This window comes from Moheibacter lacus (assembly GCF_014042165.1).
Taxonomy (GTDB): Bacteria; Bacteroidota; Bacteroidia; order Flavobacteriales; family Weeksellaceae; genus Moheibacter; species Moheibacter lacus.
The window spans coordinates 152,317-177,564 of sequence record NZ_JACDZE010000001.1 but is presented as its reverse complement, the minus strand read 5'-3'; the positions used below and the strand labels follow the sequence as shown (position 1 = coordinate 177,564).

The 25,248-nt window shown below is 37.2% G+C and carries 18 protein-coding genes and 1 riboswitch; of the genes, 7 read left to right on the top strand and 11 right to left on the bottom strand.

The window, feature by feature from the left end; translation table 11 throughout:
• The first annotated feature begins 2 nt into the window (after window positions 1–2).
• Window positions 3–1,508 (top strand): hypothetical protein, encoded by a 1,506-nt coding sequence (locus HU137_RS00780; protein WP_182041906.1) that lies wholly within the window; start codon window positions 3–5, stop codon window positions 1,506–1,508.
• 1 nt (window position 1,509) lies between these two features.
• Window positions 1,510–2,457, top strand: coding sequence for a transketolase family protein (locus HU137_RS00775; protein WP_182041905.1), 948 nt, complete (start codon window positions 1,510–1,512; stop codon window positions 2,455–2,457).
• Window positions 2,458–3,026: 569 nt separating this feature from the next.
• On the opposite strand, the gene HU137_RS00770 is transcribed toward HU137_RS00775, so the two are convergent.
• The 6 genes from HU137_RS00770 to HU137_RS00745 are packed head-to-tail and all read right to left on the bottom strand — an operon-like array spanning window position 3,027 to window position 9,052.
• Window positions 3,027–3,854, bottom strand: a complete 828-nt coding sequence (locus HU137_RS00770) for a class I SAM-dependent methyltransferase (protein ID WP_182041904.1) — start codon at window positions 3,852–3,854, stop codon at window positions 3,027–3,029.
• A gap of 6 nt (window positions 3,855–3,860) precedes the next feature.
• Window positions 3,861–5,423 (bottom strand): TrkH family potassium uptake protein, encoded by a 1,563-nt coding sequence (locus HU137_RS00765; RefSeq protein WP_182041903.1) that lies wholly within the window; start codon window positions 5,421–5,423, stop codon window positions 3,861–3,863.
• The gene (gene trkA, locus HU137_RS00760) at window positions 5,420–6,784 is read right to left on the bottom strand and encodes a Trk system potassium transporter TrkA (RefSeq protein WP_182041902.1); all 1,365 of its coding nucleotides are present in this window, start codon (window positions 6,782–6,784) and stop codon (window positions 5,420–5,422) included. The genes HU137_RS00765 and trkA overlap by 4 nt, the downstream gene beginning before the upstream one ends.
• A 9-nt stretch (window positions 6,785–6,793) precedes the next feature.
• Window positions 6,794–7,522 (bottom strand): hypothetical protein, encoded by a 729-nt coding sequence (locus HU137_RS00755; protein WP_182041901.1) that lies wholly within the window; start codon window positions 7,520–7,522, stop codon window positions 6,794–6,796.
• Window positions 7,523–7,526: 4 nt separating this feature from the next.
• Complete coding sequence (gene prfB, locus HU137_RS00750) at window positions 7,527–8,627, bottom strand: peptide chain release factor 2 (RefSeq protein WP_182041900.1); 1,101 nt, start codon at window positions 8,625–8,627, stop codon at window positions 7,527–7,529.
• Window positions 8,628–8,644: 17 nt separating this feature from the next.
• Window positions 8,645–9,052 carry a DUF6146 family protein gene (locus HU137_RS00745; RefSeq protein ID WP_182041899.1) on the bottom strand — a complete coding sequence of 136 codons (408 nt, stop codon included), beginning with the start codon at window positions 9,050–9,052 and terminating at the stop codon, window positions 8,645–8,647.
• 140 nt (window positions 9,053–9,192) lie between these two features.
• On the opposite strand from HU137_RS00745, the gene HU137_RS00740 reads away from it, so the two are divergent.
• Complete coding sequence (locus HU137_RS00740; RefSeq protein WP_182041898.1) at window positions 9,193–10,506, top strand: ammonium transporter; 1,314 nt, start codon at window positions 9,193–9,195, stop codon at window positions 10,504–10,506.
• A gap of 60 nt (window positions 10,507–10,566) precedes the next feature.
• On the opposite strand, the gene HU137_RS00735 is transcribed toward HU137_RS00740, so the two are convergent.
• From HU137_RS00735 to HU137_RS00720, 4 genes are all read right to left on the bottom strand, one after another.
• A complete protein-coding gene (locus HU137_RS00735; protein WP_182041897.1) occupies window positions 10,567–11,448 on the bottom strand; it encodes a DUF808 domain-containing protein in 882 nt (293 codons plus the stop codon).
• Window positions 11,449–11,614: 166 nt separating this feature from the next.
• Window positions 11,615–13,723, bottom strand: coding sequence for a S9 family peptidase (locus HU137_RS00730; RefSeq protein WP_182041896.1), 2,109 nt, complete (start codon window positions 13,721–13,723; stop codon window positions 11,615–11,617).
• Window positions 13,724–13,902: 179 nt separating this feature from the next.
• The gene (locus HU137_RS00725; RefSeq protein ID WP_182041895.1) at window positions 13,903–14,679 is read right to left on the bottom strand and encodes a hypothetical protein; all 777 of its coding nucleotides are present in this window, start codon (window positions 14,677–14,679) and stop codon (window positions 13,903–13,905) included.
• 185 nt (window positions 14,680–14,864) lie between these two features.
• Window positions 14,865–15,959: a T9SS type A sorting domain-containing protein gene (locus HU137_RS00720; protein ID WP_182041894.1), complete on the bottom strand. Its 1,095-nt coding sequence runs from the start codon at window positions 15,957–15,959 to the stop codon at window positions 14,865–14,867.
• 350 nt (window positions 15,960–16,309) lie between these two features.
• Here HU137_RS00720 and fsa point away from each other — a divergent pair, with 350 nt between their 5' ends.
• A complete protein-coding gene (gene fsa / locus HU137_RS00715; protein WP_182041893.1) occupies window positions 16,310–16,966 on the top strand; it encodes a fructose-6-phosphate aldolase in 657 nt (218 codons plus the stop codon).
• Window positions 16,967–17,017: 51 nt separating this feature from the next.
• Here fsa and HU137_RS00710 read toward each other — a convergent pair whose 3' ends face one another.
• Window positions 17,018–20,734: a T9SS sorting signal type C domain-containing protein gene (locus HU137_RS00710; protein WP_182041892.1), complete on the bottom strand. Its 3,717-nt coding sequence runs from the start codon at window positions 20,732–20,734 to the stop codon at window positions 17,018–17,020.
• 164 nt (window positions 20,735–20,898) lie between these two features.
• Window positions 20,899–21,000, top strand: a riboswitch (SAM riboswitch).
• A gap of 81 nt (window positions 21,001–21,081) precedes the next feature.
• Here HU137_RS00710 and HU137_RS00705 point away from each other — a divergent pair.
• From HU137_RS00705 to metH, 3 genes are read left to right on the top strand one after another with little or no spacing between them, the layout of a single operon-like run.
• Entirely contained in the window at window positions 21,082–22,080 is a 999-nt protein-coding gene (locus HU137_RS00705; protein WP_182041891.1) for a homocysteine S-methyltransferase family protein, read from the top strand.
• 60 nt (window positions 22,081–22,140) lie between these two features.
• Complete coding sequence (locus HU137_RS00700; protein WP_182041890.1) at window positions 22,141–22,518, top strand: hypothetical protein; 378 nt, start codon at window positions 22,141–22,143, stop codon at window positions 22,516–22,518.
• 45 nt (window positions 22,519–22,563) lie between these two features.
• Window positions 22,564–25,230 carry a methionine synthase gene (metH, locus tag HU137_RS00695; RefSeq protein ID WP_182041889.1) on the top strand — a complete coding sequence of 889 codons (2,667 nt, stop codon included), beginning with the start codon at window positions 22,564–22,566 and terminating at the stop codon, window positions 25,228–25,230.
• The last annotated feature ends 18 nt before the right edge of the window (window positions 25,231–25,248 follow it).

Below are 25,248 nucleotides of genomic sequence, written 5' to 3'. Positions count from 1 at the left end.
AAATGAAGAAATTAACTTCACTTTCGATTATTTTACTTTGCGGATTCTCTTTGGCTCAAAATAGTTATTCGTTCACAAAAAGGTTGGATTATGCATTTCCTGCCATTGAAGGAATTAACGAAGAAGTGGTTTTTGCCAAACATTATATTCCATCTGTTTATTCGGAGAGTACTAAAAATTCATTGATTTATTTCCCGATTTGGACATCGGGTCAGGCAGGATATACCTTTATCGACGGAAATCAATTTATAAATGTTCAAAATGTGGATTTGGAAAATAATTTTTCTATCCAACAAATGGATTATTATGGTTATGGTAAAGCCGTTGATACGCCTTATGATAAAGTGGAATTGAAAAAAATAGAGCGTGAACCATTGACCGTTTTAGGGAAAACTTGTAATCATTATGATGTACTGATCACCAAAGATGGAGAAGTGCAACCTTCAGATTTTGTTCTTTGTATAGATGAAACCAGCGAAATAGACAATACTTCATTTTTATTGCCAAAACAAGAAGGCAAGCAGATCAAAGGATTGGTCCTTGCGGTAACTTCACCTGAAGGAAATGAAAATGAGCGGATTTTGTTAAAATCCATCCATTCAGTTGCTTCAACAATCCAATTCAATTTAGATAAAGAATTGGCCGCTTATCAAGAGAGAAAAGACTCTCTTCAAAAAGTAGAAGAAGAGGAAGAATTGGCTTGGGAAACAACAGATATGGCAGCAGATGCTTATGATAGTTATTATAATTATATGACGCAACCTAAGTTTTGTGATTATATGGACTTTTATAAATTAAAATTTTCGTCTGATGATGCCTCTACTATGGCCAGTTCATATTTAGGAAGTATTTGTAGTTATACCTATTATTTAAAAAGAGGTGACGAAGAAAAATACAAAGAATTTGCGTTGAAGGAAATTAAAGGAATGAAGAAAAATCTTCCTAAAACCGGTTTGATTTCTAAAAAAGATGCGGAAATGTTCTACGAATTTTTGAAAAAAGACATTGAAGCGATCGAACTTACTGAACCATTGACCCAAGAAGAAATTGCGGCTGAAAATGCGGCTTTGGATGCAGAATATGCGGCAAACTTAGCAGGGGCAGAGGCTGCGGAAGCTGTTTCTGACGCTGCAGGTATTTATGACGAGTATGAACCTTATGTTTATGATTATAATTCTACGTATCAAACTTTACAACCTGAAGATTCAAGTTTTGCCGTGACTTCTTTAAATGAGGATTCTAATTATTGGAAAGGAATGCCAGTTTATTGTAAAAAATTAGAGACCATCGTTCCTCAATTTTCCGATGAAGAAATAACCAAACATGCAAAAAACTATGCCGGTCAAATTTGCGATATGTATTTGGGCGAATTTGAAGGAACAAGTGTTTGGCACAAAGGAACGTTGGATGCTATCCGTTCCGAACAATTGTATTTTAACAACAACCGAGACAAATTCTCCAAAAAAGATAGAGAATTGTTAAACGAATTTTTAAATAATTTAGATTAAGATGATTGACGTAACATTTACCGAGAAAAAAGACACCCGAAGCGGTTTTGGAGATGGACTTACAGAATTGGGAAGAACCAATCCAAATGTTGTCGCACTTTGCGCCGATTTAACCGGATCGTTAAAAATGGAAGTTTTTGAAAAGGAAAATCCGGAGCGTTTTTTCCAAATCGGAATTGCAGAAGCCAACATGATGGGAATCGCAGCCGGAATGACCATCGGTGGTAAAATACCATTTACAGGGACATTTGCCAATTTTTCGACCGGACGTGTTTATGATCAAATCCGTCAATCGATCGCCTATTCCGGAAAAAACGTAAAAATTTGTGCTTCTCATGCCGGTGTGACGCTTGGAGAAGATGGTGCAACGCATCAGATCCTCGAAGATTTGGGTATGATGAAAATGTTGCCGGGAATGGTCGTGATCAATCCATGTGATTACAACCAAACCAAAGCTGCGACTATAGCCATTGCCGAATATGAAGGACCGGTTTATTTGCGATTTGGTCGTCCTTCCGTTCCGGTATTCACTTCACCCGATCAGGATTTCCAAATCGGGAAAGGCGTGATGATCCAGGAAGGAACAGACGTCACGATCGTTGCTACCGGACATTTGGTTTGGGAAGCGATGCTAGCAGCAAACGAATTGGAAGCAGAAGGAATATCAGCAGAAGTCATCAATATCCATACGATCAAACCACTGGATGAAGACATCATTTTGCGTTCAGTTAGAAAAACCGGAAAAGTTGTGACTTGTGAGGAACATAACATTTATGGAGGACTAGGAGAGAGTGTTGCAAGACTTTTGACCGAACATTATCCTGCAAGACAAGCTTTTGTTGGGACAAATGATACTTTTGGAGAGAGTGGAACGCCAGCAGAATTGATGAAAAAATATGGATTGGATGCAAAAGCAATTGTTGATAAAGTCAAAAAAATAATGATTTAAATCATGTCATGGCTTTTCAGCTTTGGGTTACAGAGGTAATGAACAATTGTTGAAAACCCATGTTAAATCAATGTAAATAAGTAAGATAGAATTTATTTGCAAATACTGAAAAGAGAAGTTAACTTTGAAATATCAAAATGATTCTTCGACCTGATGTTACATCAAAAGGAAGGAAATTAAGATTACAATTTGTAAGGAATTAATGTCATTTTGGTAGAACTAACGTTCTTTCAAATAGTGCTCCAAACGATGATCGGATCTGTTTTTTTAGCGGTGAAGGGAATTAAAAAAAGAGCATGAGAGCTTACTTAATTTTTAAGGCTGCTTTTTCGACGATTTGATCGTTACGATGATCAATCGGTTTAGATTTTCAAATATGGAAATAGAACAAGCGAAACTTTATTGATTACACAAGCAAGTTCTCAAATTTTTTGAGACAACCTGCATTCGCTTTCTTCGGAAAGATTAGATAACAGGTAACATGAAAGTGGAGAAATCCTTTTTCATATCAAATGTTTCGAAAAGTGAAAACCCTGTCTGGCTTCGGCTTTGCAGGGTTTTCTATTTTATTAAATTTTGGTTAGGAAGAAATTAAAATCGGACTTGTGCCGATTTTCTTTTTGATCTAGGATGATGATGCCCATTTTGAATAAATCCAATGCAAAAGTTGTCGCTTTGTCTTTTTTGATGACTTCCCAAACTTTAACCATTTCGTCATTCCAATAAATATCATCAAAAATAAAAACGGCAACTTCAGCGGTTTTCTCTTTTAATTTTTCGAAATACTGTAAAGTGGGTTCGTAATGATGGTTTCCGTCTATAAAACATACCTCAAAAACGATTTCCTTTTGGAGCAATTCAGGGAAAGTTTGATCATAAAGTCCTCTTATGATTTCGAAATTTTCTGGTTGGGTCAATGTCATGAATTGAGTTTCGGCCAAATCACTTAAACCTTCAATTCCTTCCATGGTCAGGAATTTGAAATCCGACTGTTTGGATAAGGCGGAAATGATATAAGAACCTGAAATACCTAAATTGGTACCAATTTCTAAATAGTTTTTTACACCTAAATTTTTTGCCAAAAGGTAATGAAATCGACTCCAAATTTCAGGTGAAGAAGCAGAACGATAAATTTCATTTACAGTTCTATCTTTTATGCCAAATACCGAATAATCAATTTTTGAAGTATTGGTTTCTAAATAATTTCGGTATTTTTTGATAGTCGAGAAAACTTTAAAATCCTCTTGATCAAAATCGGAAGTTTTTACTTGTAAAAAGGTTTCCAAAACCGCTGTAAGTGTAGGGTGGTCGATAGCACGGATTTCTTTTATATAGGATTGTTCCTTGAGATTGCTTTTTAACCAATGTCGGGTTTTGTATAATTTCTTTATCAACATATTCAATTAGTTAGACTTCCATAAAAAAGGCGTAAATAATATCAAAATCGTAAACAATTCCAATCTACCTAAAATCATCAAAAAGGAAGTAAACCATTTTGCACTGTCTGTTAATCCCGATAAATTATTGACAGGACCATAATGTCCCAATCCAGGACCAACATTTCCCAAACTTGAGGCAGTCAAACTTGCATTGGAAATAAAATCAAATTCGCTAACAAATGAATTGGAATTCAACAAAGTCATCAAAACGGAGCTCGCAATCCAAATGAACATATAAGTGGCAAAAAATGCCATGACGTTATAAACAACCGTTTGGCTCACTGCTTTTTTATTGTAACGAACCGGAATGATCGCATTGGGATGGATAAGTCTTTTTAATTCAAACCAACAATTCTTCAATAAAATCACATGACGTACAATTTTGATACCTCCGGAAGTAGAACCAGCAGAAGCACCGACAAAAAGCAATGCGAAGAAAATCATCATCACAAACGGCGGCCAAGCTCCATGGTCTGCTGATGTGAATCCGGTTGAAGTGATGATGGAAACTACTTGGAAAAGTGAATACCTGAATGAATTTTCAAACGTATATCGTCCCGTTTCAGCATTGATTTGGGCAAAAGGAATGCTGTTGTTACCGGGCTCTGAATGTAGAAAGACGATGCAAGAAACTATAACAGAAATGGACAAGACCACACCCAAATACCATTTGAATTCTTCATTTTGTAACAAAGTTTTGAAGCGACCTTTCATCAGATGATACAACATGATGAAATTGGTTCCGGCAAAAAACATGAAGAGGATGATGGTATATTGAATCGCTGCGGAATGGTTCCAATTAGAAGTACTCGCATTTTTTGTGGAAAATCCGCCGGAGGAAATGGAACTCATAGAGTGGTTGACTGCATCAAACAAATTCATACCAAACATCCATAATAATATAGTTTGAACAAAGGTCAAAAAAACATACAAAAACCAAAGTCTTTTGGCAGTGTCCGTTATGCGTGGATGCAATTTGTTGGTTTCAATTCCGGAAGATTCGGCTACAAATAACTGCATGCCGCCGATTCCGAGAAAGGGAAGGATGGCAATGGCCAGCACGATGATTCCCATACCGCCGATCCAGTGTGTCAAACTTCGCCAAAAAAGGATACTTTCCGGAATGACTTCGATGTCATTGAAAATCGTGGAACCAGTTGTGGTATAGCCGGACATGGTTTCAAAAAATAAATTGGTAAGGCTCCAACTGTTTTTTTCCAATGCTATTTCAGGTAAACACGTAGATGAAATCAAATAAGGAACCATCCCGGTTAATACCAAAACGATCCAACCAATTCCCACTACCAAATAACCTTCTCTTTTTCCGAGCTTTTTTTTTGCTTTTTTAGTTGAGAAATAGGTGATTCCTCCTAAAAAAGCCACCAAAACACTGGAAAGAATTAAATGGAAATGCAAACCATCTCGATAAATCAAAGAAATGATGACCGGTAAAAGCATGAACAAGGCATTCATGAGCATCATCATGCCCATTAGGTTTATAACGATTTTAAAGTTCAAAGTTTTCATTGAAAATAATTCTCAATTTTAGAAATCGCTTCCGGTTTGGCCATGACTAAAACATGATCTCCGGTTTGAATAACAAAATCACTCGTCGGGATGATGCCCTCATTTTTTCGCACAATGCCGGCGATGATGGATTCTTTTGGGAATTTTACATCTTTTAAAGTTTTGTTGACCAATTGGGAAGCTTCGTCGATTTTAAATTCCATTACTTCCGCATTTACATCAGAAAGCCCAGCTACATCTACGATATCACCTTTTCTGATGTACCTTAAAATATTATCGGCTGCCAAAAGTTTTTTATTGATAAACGCATCGATTCCAACTTCCTGACTCAGATGGATATAATCCATGTTTTCTACCAGGGCGATGGTTTTTTTAACGCCTTTTGATTTGGCGACCAAACAAGACATGATATTGGTTTCTGAGCTTCCGGTAACGGCGATAAATGCGTTGGAATTCCCAATTCCTTCTTCTTCCAGTAAATCTCCGTCTCGACCATCACCGTTGATGATCAAAATATCGCTCATTTCATCTGCCAAATCAAAGGCTTTGTTTCGGTCGATTTCGATTAATTTCACCTCGTGTTTGCTATTTTTGAGCAGTCTGACCGATTTTTTACCGATGCTTCCACCACCTAAAACGACCACATTTTTATAGAATTCTTGTTTTTTCCCAAGGATCGAATAGAGATCAGCATTCGCATGTTTTAGAGCGATGAAATAGACCTGATCAAATAATTTATAAACCGTATCTCCACGTGGAATGACGGTTTCATATGCGTTCAAATCTTCATTGTGTCGGATGATCGCAATGGGCATAAAAGAAGGAACTTGCTTGCTGATGTCAAAAATATCCCGTACTTGTTTGTTCAAAATCTTTGAATCTTTATCCAGTATGGTACCGAGTAATTTCAATTCGCCGTTGGCAAAACTATGCATCGTATTAAAAGCAGATTCTTCCACCAAATGATGGATTTCGTTAGCTGCCAATTGTTCCGGGCTGATCAGAACATCGATTCCCATACGTTGCACCGGAACCGCATTTTCACGGCGTAAAAATTCAGGATTGACGATGCGTGCGATGGTTTTTTTTGCGCCCAATTTTTTAGCAATCAATGCGGCAGTAAGGTTGGTATTTTGTAATTGCGTAACCGTGATAAAAATATCGGCTTCATCAATTTTTACTGTTCTTAATGTTTCAAAAGAGGTGATATCACCTCTATGAACCAAGACATCCAAATTGGACTCAATCGAATTCAATTTATCTTTGTCGGTATCGACAACGATCACGTCTTGCATTTCTTTGGACAACCATTTGGCCAAATGAAATCCGACTTCGCCTGCTCCTCCTATAATTATTCTCATGAATTCTAATTAAATAAAATAGCCCATAAACTCCCATTCCATAGGGGTTTTAAGGGAATTAAGATTTTGTAGTGTATCGATTTTAAATGTTTTCCATTCTGTTTTTTCTTCGATTTCAATTTCATTTCCATCAGCGTCCTCTCCAAACATATTTCCTCCGGTTGTAATGCTCATTTTTTTTGTCGAAAAATTGATGCTTACAGCTGACATTTCGCCTGAAGCTCTATGAAATTCTTGCGCATCAAAACCGATCAATTCAAAATTATTTTTTTGATACCGAAATCTATAATGGTTCGTACTCGTGTACCATGAACCGCAACTCATCCAATAATTCAAACTCAAGGTGAAAACGCCATTTTTAATATCGATTCCTCCTTCCGATAATGGATCAAAAAGGCAAGGGCTTTCTTCATCGTTTTCTGAGGGAAGAAAAGTTTTGTTGATTTCTACCAAATCATAACCGTTTGAAGTTTTGAAAAGAATCAACAAATAACGAGGATTGAGATTTAGCGTTGGGCTACCCAAAAGGCTATTTTCTTGAATTTTTTCAGGATTTTTTTCCTCGATAATGAGGACGACATCCGGCTTTTTATCTTTATTTAAATCACCTTCTGCTTGATCGTAAATCTTCCAATTATTTGGAACGAAATCTTTTATGCTTTTTCCGGATTTTGGAATTTCTTGCGAAAAAACAAAAGAATTGGAAATTAAAAAAAGCAGTAGACCTAGGATTTTCATGGTATTAAATTTCTTCTTCTTTTTGGCCCATCAGCATTAAAAAGGCTTTTAAAAATTCGTCCAAATCTCCGTTCATCACAGATTGTACATCGCTGGTTTCAAATCCGGTACGTACATCTTTGACCAATTGATAAGGATGCATGACATAGTTTCGGATTTGGGAACCCCATTCGATTTTCATTTTATTGGCTTCAATTTCACTTCTTGCAGCCATTCTTTTTTCCAATTCGATTTTGTACAATTCAGATTTCAACATCTGCATGGCACGTTCACGGTTGGCCAATTGCGAGCGTTCTACTTGACAAACCACCACAATTCCGGTTGGTTTATGGGTCAATTGAACTTTGGTTTCGACTTTGTTAACGTTCTGTCCACCGGCTCCACCTGAACGGGAAGTTTGCAATTCGACATCGCTTGGGTTGACTTCGATTTCAATCGTATCGTCAACCAACGGATAAACATAAACCGAAACGAAACTCGTATGGCGTTTGGCGTTGCTGTCAAACGGAGAAATCCGCACCAATCGATGTACGCCATTTTCACCTTTCAGGTATCCAAATGCAAATTCGCCTTCGATTTCCAACGTAACGGTTTTTACACCGGCCACATCGCCCGCTTGGAAGTTGAGTTCTTTTACTTTGTAACCGCTTTTTTCAGCCCACATCAAGTACATACGCATCAGCATACTTGCCCAATCACAACTTTCTGTACCACCGGCTCCGGCAGTGATTTGCAGAACGGCACTTAGGTTGTCACCTTCTTCAGAAAGCATGTTTTTGAATTCTATGTCTTCCAGAGATTTGAGTGTGGTATCGTATTGATTTTGAACTTCTTCATCAGAAACTTCTCCTTCGCGGTTGAATTCGGCGAGAACTTCCAAATCATTAAAAGAATTTAAAATGCTGGTGTAATCTTCTACCCATTTCTTTTTGGAACGTAAGGTTTTCATAAAAGTTTCCGCTTCTTTGGGATTGTCCCAAAAATCAGGTGAAGCCGCTTTTTCTTCCTCATTCGCGATTTCGATTTCCTTTTTTTCTATTTCCAAATAGGTGTGTAAGTCCTTGATTCTTTGACTTAAATCCTTTGTCAGGTCATTATTAAACATAGGGGCAAAGATACAATTTATCCCCCAAATTCTAAATTAACTTTGTATTTCCATTCGATGAATTTGAAGAAATTATAGAGTTTGTATTCCAACTTTAAGCCATAATTTGTCCGAGGATTATAATCAATCTGAACTGCATACAAATCAGGATCAAATCGTAAAGGTTGCGCATGGCGATTGTTCCAAACGTTGACATATTGTTGGTTTTTCATTTTGTAATAATTCTCCGAATAAAAGCTTTCTGGGCGTGCAATGGTCATCAAATATACATCATACTGCCCATCAAAAACCACGATATCATATTGGTTCTCCTCATTTTTCTCAAATGTCATTTTGTTATCAGCATCTTTAGAAGGAGCAGGGACCTGTGTCTTGCAACCGACAAATAGGATTGTCAAAAAAATTGCTAAAATTGAAAATTTCATAACTGAATTTTATAATTTAAAAATACAAAATCCATTTCATTATGAAATTTGTAAAAATTCATTCATTGTATTAAAAAAATCAAGGTTTGTAAGTTGATTTGTTGTTGAATAAATAAATTTACCCCAATTAAATTAGGGGTATGAGGAAAATTATATTAATTATTTTATTGGTGAGTGTCGGTTTGTTAAGTTTGCTGACACCCTTTTTATTTCAAAATTCTACGGTAGAAACCATTCAACCTGAGTTCAATTCTGCTGATATGGCTTGGATGTTGGTTGCATCGGCATTTGTATTGTTGATGACGCCAGGTTTGGGATTTTTCTATGGTGGGATGGTGACCAAAAAGAATGTAATTAGCACCATTTTGCAAAGTTTTATCGCGATGGTTGTGATCACAGTGTTATGGTTTATTTTTGGTTATGGGCTTGCGTTTGGGCCGGATTTATATGGGGTTATCGGAAATCCTATTCCTCATTTGTTTATGAAAGATATAGGTACAAAAACAGCTTGGGCAGGAGCGCCGACGATTCCCATCCTTTTATTTGCTGTTTTCCAATTGAAATTTGCCATCATTACGCCAGCATTGATTTCAGGTGGATGGGCAGAAAGAGTAAGGTTTTGGGGTTATTTGTTGTTCATCGTTTTGTTTTCCATATTTATATATTCGCCTTTGGCGCATGCTACATGGCATCCGGAAGGTATTTTGGCTAAATGGGGTGTTTTAGATTTTGCAGGAGGTACTGTTGTGCACATGAGTGCAGGCTGGGCAGCTCTTGCAGGTGCAATGTTTTTGAAAAAAAGAAGTTTTCCGGAGCATAAACCTTCTCGGATTACTTATGTGATTTTAGGGACGAGTTTGTTGTGGTTTGGGTGGTTTGGATTCAATGCGGGTTCTTCTTTTGCGGCCAATGAATTGGCAGTTCAGGCGTTTGCCAATACGACTGCGGCTTCTGCAGCAGCGGCGCTTGCTTGGGGGTTTTTGGAGAAAATTAATGGTCAGAAACTATCGGCAATGGGCGTTTGTATCGGAGCAGTTGTAGGTTTGGTGGCCATTACACCAGCTGCGGGATTTGTGACCATAGGACATTCAATTTTCATCGGAATTTTTGCAAGTTTGGTGAGCAGTTATGTTGTGCGTCTTCGTTCAAAGGTAGGGATTGACGACACTTTGGATGTTTTTCCTTGTCATGGAGTCGGAGGGATCGTAGGGATGATTTTAACTGGGGTTTTTGCTACCAGTGAAATCAATGCTGTCGTGACAACTGAAGGTTTATTTTATGGTGAAACTGCCTTATTTTTTAAACACATGATTGCAATGGTAGCTGTATCAGTATTTGCATTTGTGGGAACTTGGGTTTTGTTGATCATTACCAATAAAATTACACCACTTCGTGTTCAACCTGAAAAGGAAAGCATAGGTTTGGATTTGTCTCAACATGGGGAAAGTTTATGAAACTGATTTCAATTTTAAATACTAAATTCTGAATTGAACCCTAAAGTTTTACACATGGCTTTAGGGTATTTCTTTTTCGATTTTTGAAGTTTTGAAGAGTTTCTTTGCGCCTTCTATAATAAAAAATGCCAGCAAACCAACGATCAATGAACTTGCGATTTCCTTGATGATAGATGGGATTTCAGGCAATAAATGATGGAAATAATCGATTTGATGAATGAAAATTCCTCCTGAAACAAAGATCAATGCAATGGTTCCAACGATACCCAAACCTTTGATGACTATCGGTAGCGCTTTTACCAATAGATTTCCAACGCTGTTTAAAAATCCTTTTTCACCCGATTTTTTGATGAGTTTGTATCCGGCATCATCCATGCGGACGATAAGTGCCACGATTCCATATACACCGATAGTTGCTAGAATTGCAACGACCGAAACTGTTAAGATTTGGGTTACAAAAGATTCTTCAAGCACAGTGCTGAGTGCGATAATGATGATTTCGAGTGAAAGAATGAAGTCTGTGATAATTGCAGATCTGACCTTCTTTTTTTCTGCGTCTCGATTGTCCAAATTATTTTCTGCTATGACTTCTTCCGCTTTTTTCTCTCGATGGAATAGATAATGAATGATTTTTTCCACACCTTCATAAGCCAAATAAATCCCACCGATGATCAATAGGATTTTGGTCGCAATCGGAAGAAAGGCATTCAAGGCAAGGATTACCGGAACGATGATGAGTTTGTTGACAAATGAACCTTTGGTGATCGCCCAAAGAACAGGAATTTCTCTTGATTCTAGAAATCCGGTCGCTTTCTCAGCATTTACAGCGAGGTCGTCACCAAGGATTCCGGCTGTTTTTTTGGTTGCCAATTTACTCGCCATCGCCACATCATCCATTAAAGCGGCGATATCATCCAAAACTGCAAATATTCCTGAAGCCATTTTTCTGTTTTAAGTTGGAGTAAAAATAAGGATTTTGATTAAAGTCTAAAGTTCAATTTTTAAAGTTTCATGTTTAAAATTTCATAGCGTATGAATAATTTAATGAAAAAAAAAGTTCGTTCAAATATTTAAACCAACTTTAATTCAATATTTAAGTAATTATTAATTATTCTGTAATTCCTTCTAATTTAAAGATAAAAGCATATTCGAGTGCAATTTCTTTTAAGGCTTCAAATCGTCCGGATGCTCCTCCGTGTCCGGTTTCCATATCAGTTTTTAGAATCAAAAGATTGTCATCTGTTTTTAAATCCCGTAATCGAGCAACCCATTTAGCGGGTTCCCAATATTGAACTTGTGAGTCATGCAATCCTGTGGTTACGAGCATGTTTGGATAATTCTTCTTCTCGATATTATCATATGGCGAATAGGATTTCATATAGTCATAATAAACTTTATCGTTTGGATTTCCCCATTCGTCGTATTCTCCGGTGGTCAACGGAATCGAATCATCCAACATCGTGGTTACCACATCTACAAAAGGAACTTGCGCAACAACGCCATTGTACAATTCCGGCGCTTGGTTGATGATGGCTCCCATCAAAAGTCCGCCGGCAGAACCACCCATTGCATAAAGGTGCTGGGCACAAGTGTATTGCTCGTCGATTAAATATTTCGAAACATCCACAAAATCATTGAACGTATTTTTCTTTTTTAACATTTTCCCATCATCATACCAAGGTCGTCCTAAATCCTGTCCACCTCTGATGTGCGCCAATGCATAAATAAATCCTCTGTCGAGTAAACTCAGTCTTGACGAACTGAAATAAGGATCCATTGTAGCGCCGTAAGAACCATACGCATAAAGCAAAACGGGTGTTTTTTGGCTAATTTTGGTGTCTTTTCGATATACGATAGAAACCGGTACTTTTACGCCATCGCGTGCCGTAACCCACAGTCTTTTGGTTTTGTAGTTTTCTTTTTTGAAATCCCCTAGAACCGGTTGTTCTTTTTTGACTTCGCTGGTTTTGTCTACCATGTTAAAATCGATGGTCGAATTGGGCGTTGTCATAGAAGTATAACCATATCGTAAAATTTTAGAATCAAATTCAGGGTTATAGGAAATATACGCTGTATAAACTTCTTCTTTAAAAGGTAATTTGTAACTGGTTTTACCATCCCAGCTGTTGATGAGGATTTCGGTCAGTCCGTTGGTTCTTTCTTCAAGAACCAAATAATCGTTGAAAATTTCGAAGTTTTCTAAATACACATCTTTTCTATGCGGAATGACATCGACCCAATTTTCTTTTCCCGGTTTATCGACCGGCGTTTTCATCAATTTGAAATTGGTGGCTTTGTCTTTATTGGTCAGAATATAAAAGTCGTTTCCGTAATGTTCGATACTGAATTCCAAATCGCGTTCTCTGGGTTGAAGAACTTTCCATTCTGCATTTGGCTGGTCCGCAGGAATGAAGCGGTATTCGTTGGAAACGGTGCTGGAAGAACCGATGATGATGTACTTTTTTGATTTGGTTTTATATACATAAGTTCCAAAGGTTTCATCAGATTCTTCAAAGATCAATTGATCTTCGCTCTGTGGTGTCCCCAATTTATGTTTCCATATTTGATAAGAGCGTAAAGTAGCATCTTTTCTAGTGTAGAAAAGGGTTTGATTGTCCGTTGCCCAAACGGAACCACCCGTCGTGTTTTCCAATTTATCGGAAAGAATTTTTCCGGTTTTCAAATCTTTGATTTGGATGGTGTAAATTCTTCTGGAAAGTGTATCCTGTCCAAAAGCCACCAATTGATTATTCTCCGAAACATTTAGTCCATTTAGATTATAATAACTAAAAGGTTTGGCCATTTCATTTACGTCAAAGAGGATTTCTTCTTTGGCATCCAAACTTTCTTTTTTTCGGGTATGAATGGGGTATTCACCTCCTTTTTCAAATCGGGTAACGTACCAATAGCCATTGTATTTATAAGGAACTGAGGAATCATCTTCTTTGATTCGGCCTTTGATTTCTTCAAATAAATCTTTTTGAAATTTCTCCGTGTCTTTCAACATGGCATCTGTATAGGCGTTTTCGGCATTCAGATAATCAATGACTTCCGGGTTTTCACGTTGGTTGAGCCAATAGTATTCGTCGGTTCTGACATCACCGTGTATTTCTAATTTTTTATCGATTTTTTTTGCTTTCGGGGCTTGCATATTTTGGGCATTTAAGAGCGCAAATGTACTCAAAGTTAGCAGGACGGTAGAGAATTTTATTTTCATGTGTTAATATTTATTGTTTTTTTTTAATGTCACATGGAACACCCAGTTAACATTCCGCTGTGTAATTAAAACTTAATAATGGGTGTTTCATCGATTAATATTTATTGTTCTAAAATGGTGAGATGTGATGCCCAAATTATCATTGTCGATTTGTAAATGGACATTTCATAGAAATGAATTTATGGTTTTCTTTTATAGGATTTGGCAGAAAATTGATTGTCTTTGGTTTTGAATTCTATGGTAAGATTTTGATCTTCATAGAACCCAATGGTATGGTAGTTTCCAGAAGGATCTGAAATGGTTACATGGTAAACGCTTTTTTTCGAAGAGGGTTTCAATTGCGCGAAAATGGATGAAGTATTTTTATCGATCAAAATAAACGAACCATCTTTTTGTTCAGTTAAAATGATAGATTGTCCATCATTTTGGAATTCGATTCCGCTATCGATCCAACTATTTTCGGAGATATTTCCTTGTGTTTTTATTTCCGGAGTTGGAACAGTCGGGATAGTAGTAGTTTTGGGTTGGTAATCCAATTCTTTGGGAAAAGAAATGCGAAGTGATTGAACAGCATTTTTTAAAGCATCTGGGTAGCCGACGGCATAGGATTTTTCATTTGAAATTCCTTCAAGACGATCTATCTCTTTTCCTTGACAATCAGTAAAAAGGAGTTCAACCTTATTTTTTAAAAACTTTTTCCCTTTTAAGATATCAGAATTCAACGCCAAACAACTGTTTTTCTGGACTTCTTCCGGCCATTCAGAAGGATTGGCATTTAAAATTTCATATTTTTTTTCACCTAAAAGCCGCATCAGGTGATAATTCATGCGGTATTCGTTTTTATCAAATTCAGAAAACTTTTCAGGTATGATGATATATTTAAAATCGCTGACATTTTGAGCCAATGAAAAAGTGGAACATACCAATAATATGAAACAAATAATTTGTTTTGTCATGGAAATAAATTTTCTCAAATATAATGAAACCGACATGATTAAAATAATCTTTAAACAAACAGCGTAAAGATTATTTTAATCATCTAAAGTTCCATGTGTCCATTGAAAAAATAAAAAATAAACACATAAAAAAATGACCTCAAGGAATGCGTCCTCGAAGTCATAAATTCCAACTTTGAATTGAATTATTTTTTGATGATTTTTTCTGATTGAAGGATTTGATGGTTGGATTTTAACTGCAAAATGTAAATGCCTTTGGATAAATTTTTTAGGTCTAATTTTATGGATGCAGAAGAAATGATTTGTTCTAGGACAATTTTTCCTTGTAAATCCAATAGTTGAATTTTATCGATGTTTAAATTAGGATTTTCTATGGAAAGAAAATCTTTTACAGGGTTAGGATAGATTTCAAATGAATTCAATGAAAATTCTGAAGTATTTAATTGAACATCTCCATATACCAATTGGTTTCCTTGTGAATCGGTTATGACTAATGATTTAGACTGGTCGCTATTTTCTGTATATTCATATTCAAGTTCTTCCAATTGATTGGTCCAAAAATAGCCATGATAAAGATTTTGGAATTGGTTATTTCCATATACAGGCCCACATTCTAGCATTCCTTCAGCCATTTCAATAATATTAAATTTATTTGTGTCAGGTAAAAAACCAAAAGATCCGTCTAAAGGCGCACAAACACCAGTTGAGAAATGATATCCATTTAATTGTAGTACAACGCTGTTAACTTCTTCATTGTTTGGAGTATAATGAATGACATCGTCGATTTTTACATACTGTAAAAACCAACTCATTTGGTCTATTTCAGTTGGTGCTGAATTATAAAATGGACGATTGGTAAAATACAATTCATTTCCTGCTTCATTTACCCAGATTGATTCAATTAATCCTCCTTCTTGTGGATTGATTGTAAAAGAAAAAGATGAATCTTGCAACATGATTTCGTAGTAAGCTTCTCTAAAAAGGATAGATGCGTCAGCTTCACAATCACCTGGGTAGGTATTAACATTTGAAAGAGAGATTTCATTTTCTAGTATGGAAAAATTTCCATGAACACCTCCGGAAAGGCAGGTTTCAGAAAAAAAACTATCAACTCCAAACCATAAATAGGAATTGGATTCTAATAAATTAGGATTTTCGATGGTCTGATCATTTAATTTCACCCAATGCAAATACCAAACCTCATCGGTCAATTCTTCAGTTTGAGCTGAAATAAATAGCGGAATGGATAAAAAGAATAAAAGCAATGTGAAAGTTTTCATGGTGTTGATTTACAGCTAATTTAATGATTTATAAAATAGGGAGAAATAAATTGAATTCAATTTTCATCTGAAATAATGTTTTCAACCTGAGTTCGATTAATCTTTAGGATTCAGATCGCTATTTTTAAGTGGTGTGAGTTTTAAGATTTGTAAATTCTAAATTTTCAAAATGACTTATTTGTAAGATGAAAATTTTTTCGTTGGAAATACTTGATTTATCCCGATAAATCTACCTATTCCCGCCTCGAACTTTTCATCTTACAAAAGTCTGAACCTACAAATATTAATCGAACTCAGGTTTTAATGAAGATAACCCTTAATTTTGTGCCAACTTTTGAAACAATCAACAAATGAAATTTTTTATCGACACGGCCAATTTGGCTGACATCAAAGAAGCGCAGGATTTAGGGATTTTGGATGGTGTAACCACCAATCCTTCTTTAATGGCAAAGGAAGGCATCACAGGCGAGAAAAACATTTTGAAACACTACAAAGATATTTGCAAAATCGTAGAGGGAGATGTAAGTGCGGAAGTTATCTCAACGGATTTTGACGGCATGATCAAAGAAGGAAAAGCTCTTGCAAAACTAAACGACCAAATCGTCGTGAAAATCCCGATGACCAAAGATGGTGTGAAAGCTTGTAAATATTTCTCTGAAAACGGCATCAAAACCAATGTGACTTTGGTTTTTTCAGTAGGCCAGGCGCTTTTGGCTGCAAAAGCCGGCGCAACTTATGTTTCACCTTTTTTGGGAAGATTGGATGATATTTCGACTGACGGTTTGAATTTGATCGAAGAAATCCGTTTGGTGTATGACAACTATTTGTATGATACGCAGATTTTGGCGGCTTCTATCCGTCATACCATGCACATCGTGAATTGTGCAAAAATCGGTGCTGACGTGATGACCGGACCGCTTAGTTCCATCATGGGATTATTGAAACATCCTTTAACAGACATTGGATTGGCGCAGTTTCTGGCTGACCATGCAAAAGGAAATCAATAAGAAATCGATTTTTATAATAGCATCCCATCAATCCAAAATTGGTGGGATTTTTTAATTCACCCATTTTTTCGAAACCATTTCTCCATTTTCCAATTTTATTTGAATGAGTAGGATTTGCGAACCGAAATTGGCAGACAATAATCGGTGTTTTTTCGCATTCAAATCCTGATCTGACCAAAGTTTTCGTCCACTCAAATCAAATACTTCTACAGATTCAATGTGTTGGAATTCAGATAGAATTTCGATGTATGCTCTGCTTTTATATAAAATGATGCCATTTGTAGCAAATTCATCAGTTTGTAAATTGACAGATTCGGGAAGATAAAAAACCTCAAATCTTTTCAGTTCAAATCCTTCATAACCTTCAAATTCAAATTCGGAATCAGATAAACAATGTACGCTGTTGTCGTAAAGGTCTTTGATGTATATTTTGATGTCGATTTGGGAGAAAAGTCCGTCGAAATTGGCCAATTGGATTTTGAATCGATCATGGCGATTGGATTTAAACCCTAATGAAATTCGATCATGAATATCAAAAGGAGTCGGTCTGCTTTGGATGATAAAAGGCTGTTCTAAAATCTGGTTAAAAATAGCAGGGCCGTTATAATTCAGCATTTTGGCATCCATTTGGGTATCGATTCCCTCAGTGGCTCCGTTCATGTAGGTGACTAAAATTTGGTTAAAACCATAGTCATTTTGATCGGTCAAATTGAGCCAAAAACGATGCCTTTCTATTTCTCCTTTAAAGAATGGAGCATCGCTGTCCGTTCGCATTTCATTGTTAAAAACGACTTCTTCAGTATCTAAAGTTTTTACTATAAAACCTTGTCCAACTGAAATGATGCCATTGGGTTTTTCGTTTTCGCCGCCATTATCAGGTGAAGTCGGCGTTATGGTTCCACCGGCGAGATTTAGTGTAGCATAATTATTTCCCGAATAAGAGCCATTTTCTACGGGATTCAAATTGGTCCAGAAATACAAAGTTTCCACTTTAGGATTGGCGATAAAGAATTCGTAAGCATCTAAATTGGATGGATAAGGATTTCCAATCGATGTGTAACTGTCCTCATACGTCGGATAACTGTAAGTCCCATTTTGCGGAACACCTGTAAATACGCCGTGATAGGCAGCTGGAGTCGTAGAACTCCAATTGTTGGGCGCACGGAACATCACGCCTTGTCCCGGAATGAAATCGGCATAAATGTCGGGAACCGGCTGGTATCCGTCGGTCCCGTTATAAGTCATAATGCGATTGTTCACCGTCATAGGTGAAAAAGCCTTTAATTCTTGTCCTAAAACGGGTGAACCCCAAATCGTATAATCCAGCCGTTTGTATGGAATCCCGATGCGATGAACCCGGATTTCTCCAATATTTTCGACGTCGCGTTCTTGTATTAAATTGGCTTCGTTCCGGACGATAAAATCCTCAGAAGTCGCCAGATTGGTGATTCGGTCCACTACATTTAAAGTCAGATTGGATGGGATTTCCAAAGAACCCAATGCGGTGATTTCAATTTGACAAGCAGTCAAATCAGATGTTAAAACAAAATCACCATTGATGATGGCTTTTGTGTCAGCATCCGGAAGTTCATTGCTCCAAGCCATTCCGTCCCAAGTTGTTTCAAATGGACAAGTATAATCATCATAAATTTCTACGGAATCTATCCCAATTCCCAATCCCCAATCATTCATTCCTTCAAAGGCGATATAATATTCGCTGCTCGGATTCGGAAGGTTAAATTCAACATTAGTCCATTCGGTAACATCGGAATCAAACGTAGTTCCCAATTGAATCCAATTGCCATTTGGACTGGTTTTATAATAAACTTTTAAAGTGTTGATGCTTAAACTTTCAGGGGCTTCGTTGTACATATTCACATACCAAAAGGATAGTTTGGGTTGTGAAACTCCACTCAAATCCAATGGAATAGAAACCAATTTGGTCGTATTTCCATCTTTTACGTCTCTTTGGAAGAACGCATATTTTACACCATCATGCGTATTGATGATGCTGTAAGGGTCTGTTTGGGACATGTACCGCCAATTTAACGGAAGCGATCCTGGAACGACATATTCATTTTGCCAACATGGACGGTTGGCACTACTGTCTTCAAAGGATTCAATATATGGGAAATCATCTATCGCTGAACAACGGGTGGTAAAATTCAAAACTTCTGATAAGAAACTCTCTCCATCAACACCACAGTCTGTTTGAACATAAAAATCATAGGCAGTTCCCGGTGCCAAATTGTTTACAGTAATCGTAGTAGAATTGGTATTGCCCGTAAAAACAGGCACATCTATTTCTGGATCATCTCCATCTAAAAAAACCATCCAATCATAACTTGAAGCGCCCGATACTGCGTCCCAAGTCGCCTGAGCGGAAGTGCTTCCGACATAGACCAACTCTACGTTCTCAGCTCGTTCACAAGTGATTTCATGACCGATATAAAAATTATCAAACCCAGCAGAAAAGCGAGAGAGTAAAGGATTGGTTTCGATTTTAATTTTGACAAATTGACCGGCATAGCTGCTGAGGTCATAACTGAAATCTCGCCAATTATTGGTTGAATTAGGTGTTAAAACCGCAATTGGAGTAGATGGATAAGTGATGCCATAATCCGTTGAAATATAAATTCGGATTTCAGCATCTGAAGGTCCAGGAATAACTCCGGAATCATATGGCCCAAAAGCATAATCAAATTCCAATAAATCCCCGGCTTGGATCACCCCAACAGAAATGGTTTGAAAATTTTTGGGTTCATTTAATTGTTGGTGTAAAATATATCCATTTAAATTATCAGGATTGACCGCAAAACGAGAAGGCATAGTTGAAACGATGTAATCATCCACTTCCCATCCATATATATTGATTGGCGGGCCAGAGTAGCTGCTTTGAAAAGGTTCTTCCCAAGGGCGTGAAATGGTGATGGGTGCAATAGTTGTAAAACTTTGTTCTACACAACCTGTTGCCGGTCCAGATGCATTGGTGGGAACAATCCTCACATAATAAGTTGTGGCGTATAATAATTGAACGGGAATCGTATACGTGTTTACATTCCCCAAATCAATGTTATTAGCAATTTGAGAACCTCCCGGTGTCGTTCCCATACTGATTCTATAATTTGTCGCTCCTCCGGTCGCAAAACTCCAGTTTATCTGATTTGTAGAAATAGGGACATTGATCGCTCCATTAATGGGAGAAGTTAAGTTGGCATCACAATTTGGGGGATTGGACGCAGTTTGGGTAATATTTACATTGTCAATAATAACAATAAAATCAGGTGTTCCTGCAGTTCCATAAACATCACGAAAACGAAACCGAACATTTTGGCCATTTGGGAAATTGATTGCGGGGATTGTAAAATTGCGATTTACACAAGTATTTGAAGATGAATAATTCGAGTTGTTTATGTTTTGAGCGATTGTCCAAGAAGGATTTGTACCAACTTGGTATTCAAAGTATAAATTACCCCAATTTCCAGATAAAGGTCCAAAACTATTGTTCACTACTTTGAAATCAAAAGATACATTGACGATTGCACCATTTGATACATCCGTTGGGGTTTGAACATAGGAAGTTTTGTTTAAGGAAAAGCTAGAAACATTATCAGATAAACCTTTACCATCACATGAGTGTGGTGTGTTTAGGGTTGAAAATGGATAAATATCCTCGTCATCTACAGTCCAATCATCAGGTAACGTATTGACAGTTGTTGAGTTGAAATTTTCAATGATACTAATTTGAGCAAACCCTATACTGCTCAAAATTGAAAAGAAAAAAAATATCAAAAAAAAGTAGAGTTTTTGCTTCATTAGGTTAGGTTGAAAAACAAAATTACAAAAATTTCATCTTGCTGATAGCATTAAATATAGCTTTGCAAATCCAATTTTATTTGCCCATTTCAAAAATTAATCGATACCTTTGGCGAACCTTATTGAGAAAGGTGGAGGGATTAGGCCCTGTGAAACCTTAGCAACCCGTTGAGACGGGTGCTACATCCTATCTCGGTTCAGCCGAGAAAAGATAAGGAAAGAATTTCTTCACATATTTCTTTCATAAGGTCAATTGTTAATTACGAAGTTCGATATACGAACTACGAAATACGTATAAAATGAATTTGACCAACATCATCAAAGACAGAATACTCATTCTCGACGGCGCCATGGGAACCATGATCCAGCGGCATAATTTGACCGAAGAGGATTATCGGGGAGAACGATTCAAAAATTTTCACCAATCCTTGAAAGGAAACAACGATTTGCTTTCCATTACCCAACCCGACATCATCAAAAACATCCATTTGGATTATTTGAAATCCGGAGCGGATATTATCGAAACCAATACTTTCAATGCGAATAGGATTTCCATGATCGATTATGATATGGTTAATTTGGTAGAAGAATTAAATATTGCTTCTGCGAAATTGGCACTGGAAGCTGCCGCCGAAATCACCGCCTTAGATCCTGAGAAACCGCGATTTGTAGCAGGTTCTCTCGGTCCCACCAATCGCACGGCTTCCATCTCACCCGATGTCAACGATCCCGGATTTCGAAATGTGGATTATGACGAACTCGTCGAAACTTATAAAGAACAAACCATCCCTTTGTTGAAAACCGGCGTCCATGCGATTTTGGTCGAAACCATTTTCGATACGCTCAACGCCAAAGCCGCATTCTTCGGAATTATGGAAGCAATGGACAAAACCGGAATTCAGGTTCCGCTCATGGCTTCCGGAACCATTACGGATAGAAGTGGAAGAACACTTTCTGGACAAACCACCGAAGCATTTCTGATTTCGCTTTCGCATATTCCATTGTTAAGCATCGGTTTGAATTGCGCTCTGGGAGCGACCGATATGATTCCGTATGTGGAAACTTTAGCTGATCATTCGCCTTTTTATGTCAGCGTATATCCCAATGCCGGATTACCCAATGCTTTTGGCGGATACGATGAATCACCGGAAATCATGTTGGAAAATGTAAAACCGATGATCGAAAACGGCTGGGTCAATATCATCGGCGGATGTTGCGGAACAACGCCGGAACATATAAAAGCGATTGCTGAATTCGCAAAGGATTTTCAATCGAGAAAATTACCGGAATTGGTGTAAAAAACCTTAATAGCCCTGCCAGGGTTCTAAACCCTGGCAGGGCTGAAAAAAAATGCAAACATGAAAAAAGTAATTTACTTAATATTGGGTTTAATTATAGCTCTTTTGTTAGGGATAATTATTTGGTTTAATCTACCAATTGAATTGAAATATAAATCTGAAATCGAATATGGAAATTCTTTGATTGATAATATTAAAAAATATAAAGGTGAAAATCAAAAATTACCCGAAGAAGGAGATTGGAAAACGTTAAAAAATTTACATTTTAATTTTAATGAAATAGGCTCTACTATTCCGGAATATATTTTAATTAATGATGAAGAATTTGAATTAGTTTTTGTGGAAGGATTTGATCCACCCTACTTGTTTTATAATTCTAAAACTAATAAGTGGAATTATGATTTTCCATCAATTCCAGAAAGGTTTTTAAAAGAATAAATACTTTAAACTTGATACATTATACTTTGTGCTATTAAAAAAAGAATGAGTTTAAAATTAACTTTAAGCGGATTAGAACCGCTCTACATACGAGACAATTCAAACTTTGTAAACGTCGGCGAACGCACCAATGTCACCGGTTCCAAACGATTTTTGAGTCTCATCAAATCCGGAGATTACGAAGCCGCTTTGCAAATTGCACGTGACCAAGTCGAAGGAGGTGCGCAAATTATCGACATCAACATGGACGAAGGAATGCTCGATGGCAAACAAGCCATGGTTCGGTTTTTACGTTTGATTGCAGCTGAACCTGATATTTCCAAAGTCCCGATTATGATTGATTCGTCCAAATGGGAAATTCTCGAAGCCGGACTCAAAAATGTGCAGGGTAAAGCCATCGTCAATTCCATCAGTTTAAAAGAAGGTGAAGAACAATTTATTTACCAAGCCAAAAAAATTCGTCGATATGGAGCGGCAGCCATCGTCATGGCATTTGATGAAATCGGGCAGGCCGATAATTTAGAACGAAGAATCGAAATCTGTAAACGTTCGTATGATATTTTGGTGAATCAAATTGGTTTTCCAAAAAACGACATCATTTTTGATGTGAATATATTTCCGCTTGCAACTGGAATGGAAGAACACCGGCGAAATGCTTTGGACTTTTTTGAAGCGACCAAATGGATCAAAGAAAATTTGTCGGGCGCTTTGGTAAGCGGTGGTGTGAGCAATGCTTCTTTTTCCTTTCGGGGAAATAATTTGGTGCGTGAAGCCATTCATTCTGTGTTTTTATACCACGGGATTAAATACGGAATGGATATGGGAATCGTCAATCCTGAAATGCTCGAAGTGTATGACAACATTCCGCCTGATTTGTTGGAATTGGTTGAAGATGTAGTGCTCGATAGAAGGGAAGATGCTACGGAACGATTGATAGATTATGCTGAAAATGTAAAAGGCGAAGCCAAAACCAAAAAGAAAGACGATGAATGGCGAAATTGGTTGTTGGAAAAACGAATTGAACATTCGCTCGTAAAAGGAATTACCGAATTTATCGACGAGGATACTGCAGAAGCTTTAGCCAAAATCGAATCACCTTTGAAAGTCATCGAAGGTCCACTGATGGACGGAATGAATGTCGTCGGGGATTTGTTTGGAGCCGGAAAGATGTTTTTACCACAGGTCGTAAAATCGGCGCGTGTGATGAAAAAAGCGGTTGCTTATTTGACACCTTATTTGGAAGAAGAAAAACGCAGAAACAAAACTGATAAACCCGCTGCTAAAGTGTTGATGGCTACGGTGAAAGGCGATGTCCACGACATTGGGAAAAATATCGTTTCTGTCGTTTTGAGTTGTAATGGATTTGAAATCATCGATTTAGGTGTGATGGTTCCTGCTGAAAAAATTCTGGAAGAAGCGATTCAGCATAAAGTAGACATGATCGGTCTAAGCGGTTTGATCACGCCTTCTCTGGACGAAATGGTTCACGTCGCCCGCGAAATGAAAAAACGAGAAATGAATTTACCGTTGTTGATAGGTGGAGCAACGACTTCCAAAGCGCATACAGCGGTGAAAATCGCACCTGAATATTCGTCCGTGATTCATATTTTGGATGCATCACGTTCTGTTCCGGTCGCGACTAAATTGATCAGTGAAAATCAAAACGAATTTTTGGTCGAAACGCATAAAGATTATGACAAAATTCGTGACGGATTTCTTTCCCGAACGGTTCAGAAAGAATATTTAACCATAGATCAAGCAAGAGAAAATAAGTTCAAAGTTGATTTCGAAGCAAATAAACCCTTTAAACCACATAATTTGGGAGTTCATTTGCATGAGGCAACCGTTTCGGAATTAAGGGATTATATCGATTGGACACCTTATTTTAAAACTTGGGAATTGCACGGAAAATTTCCCGATTTGTTGGAGGACGAATTAATTGGAACAGAAGCTAAAAAGTTGTACAAAGATACCTTGGAAATGTTGGATCGGATCGAAAATGAAAATATTGCCAAACCAAAAGGAATTTTTGGGTTGTTTAAATCTAATTCAGTAGAAGACGATACCATCGAAATTTACGATGAAGATGGTACTAAGATCAATCAATTTATTTCGCTGCGCCAACAATCCAAAAAATCAAAGAATTTACCCAATTTTTCATTGGCCGATTTCATAGCGCCGAAGGAAAGCGGAATTGAGGATTATGTTGGATGTTTTGCGGTAACGGCCGGAAAAGAAATTTCCGATTTTGCGAGAGCTTTTGAAGAGAATAATGACGATTATAATTCAATTATGGTTAAAGCCTTGGCAGACCGTTTGGCTGAGGCTTATGCAGAATTTTTGCATGAAAAAGTCCGAAAAGAATATTGGGGTTATAGTGCAGATGAGGTTTTGAGCAATGAAGATTTGATAAAAGAAGCCTACAAAGGAATTCGTCCGGCGCCTGGGTATCCGGCTTGTCCAGATCATTTGGAGAAATTATCGATTTGGGAATTGTTAAAGGTAAAAGAAAAAACGGGAATTGAATTGACAGAATCGCTGGCGATGCTGCCGGTTTCTTCCGTTTCCGGATATTATTTCGCAAGTCCGGAAGCGAAATATTTCGGCGTAGGAAAAATTAAAATGGATCAAGTAGAAGATTTTGCAAAAAGAAAAAATATAGAGATAGAATTGGCAGAAAAATGGTTGTCGCCTAATTTAGCAACTTACTAATAAAATAGAAAAAATAAT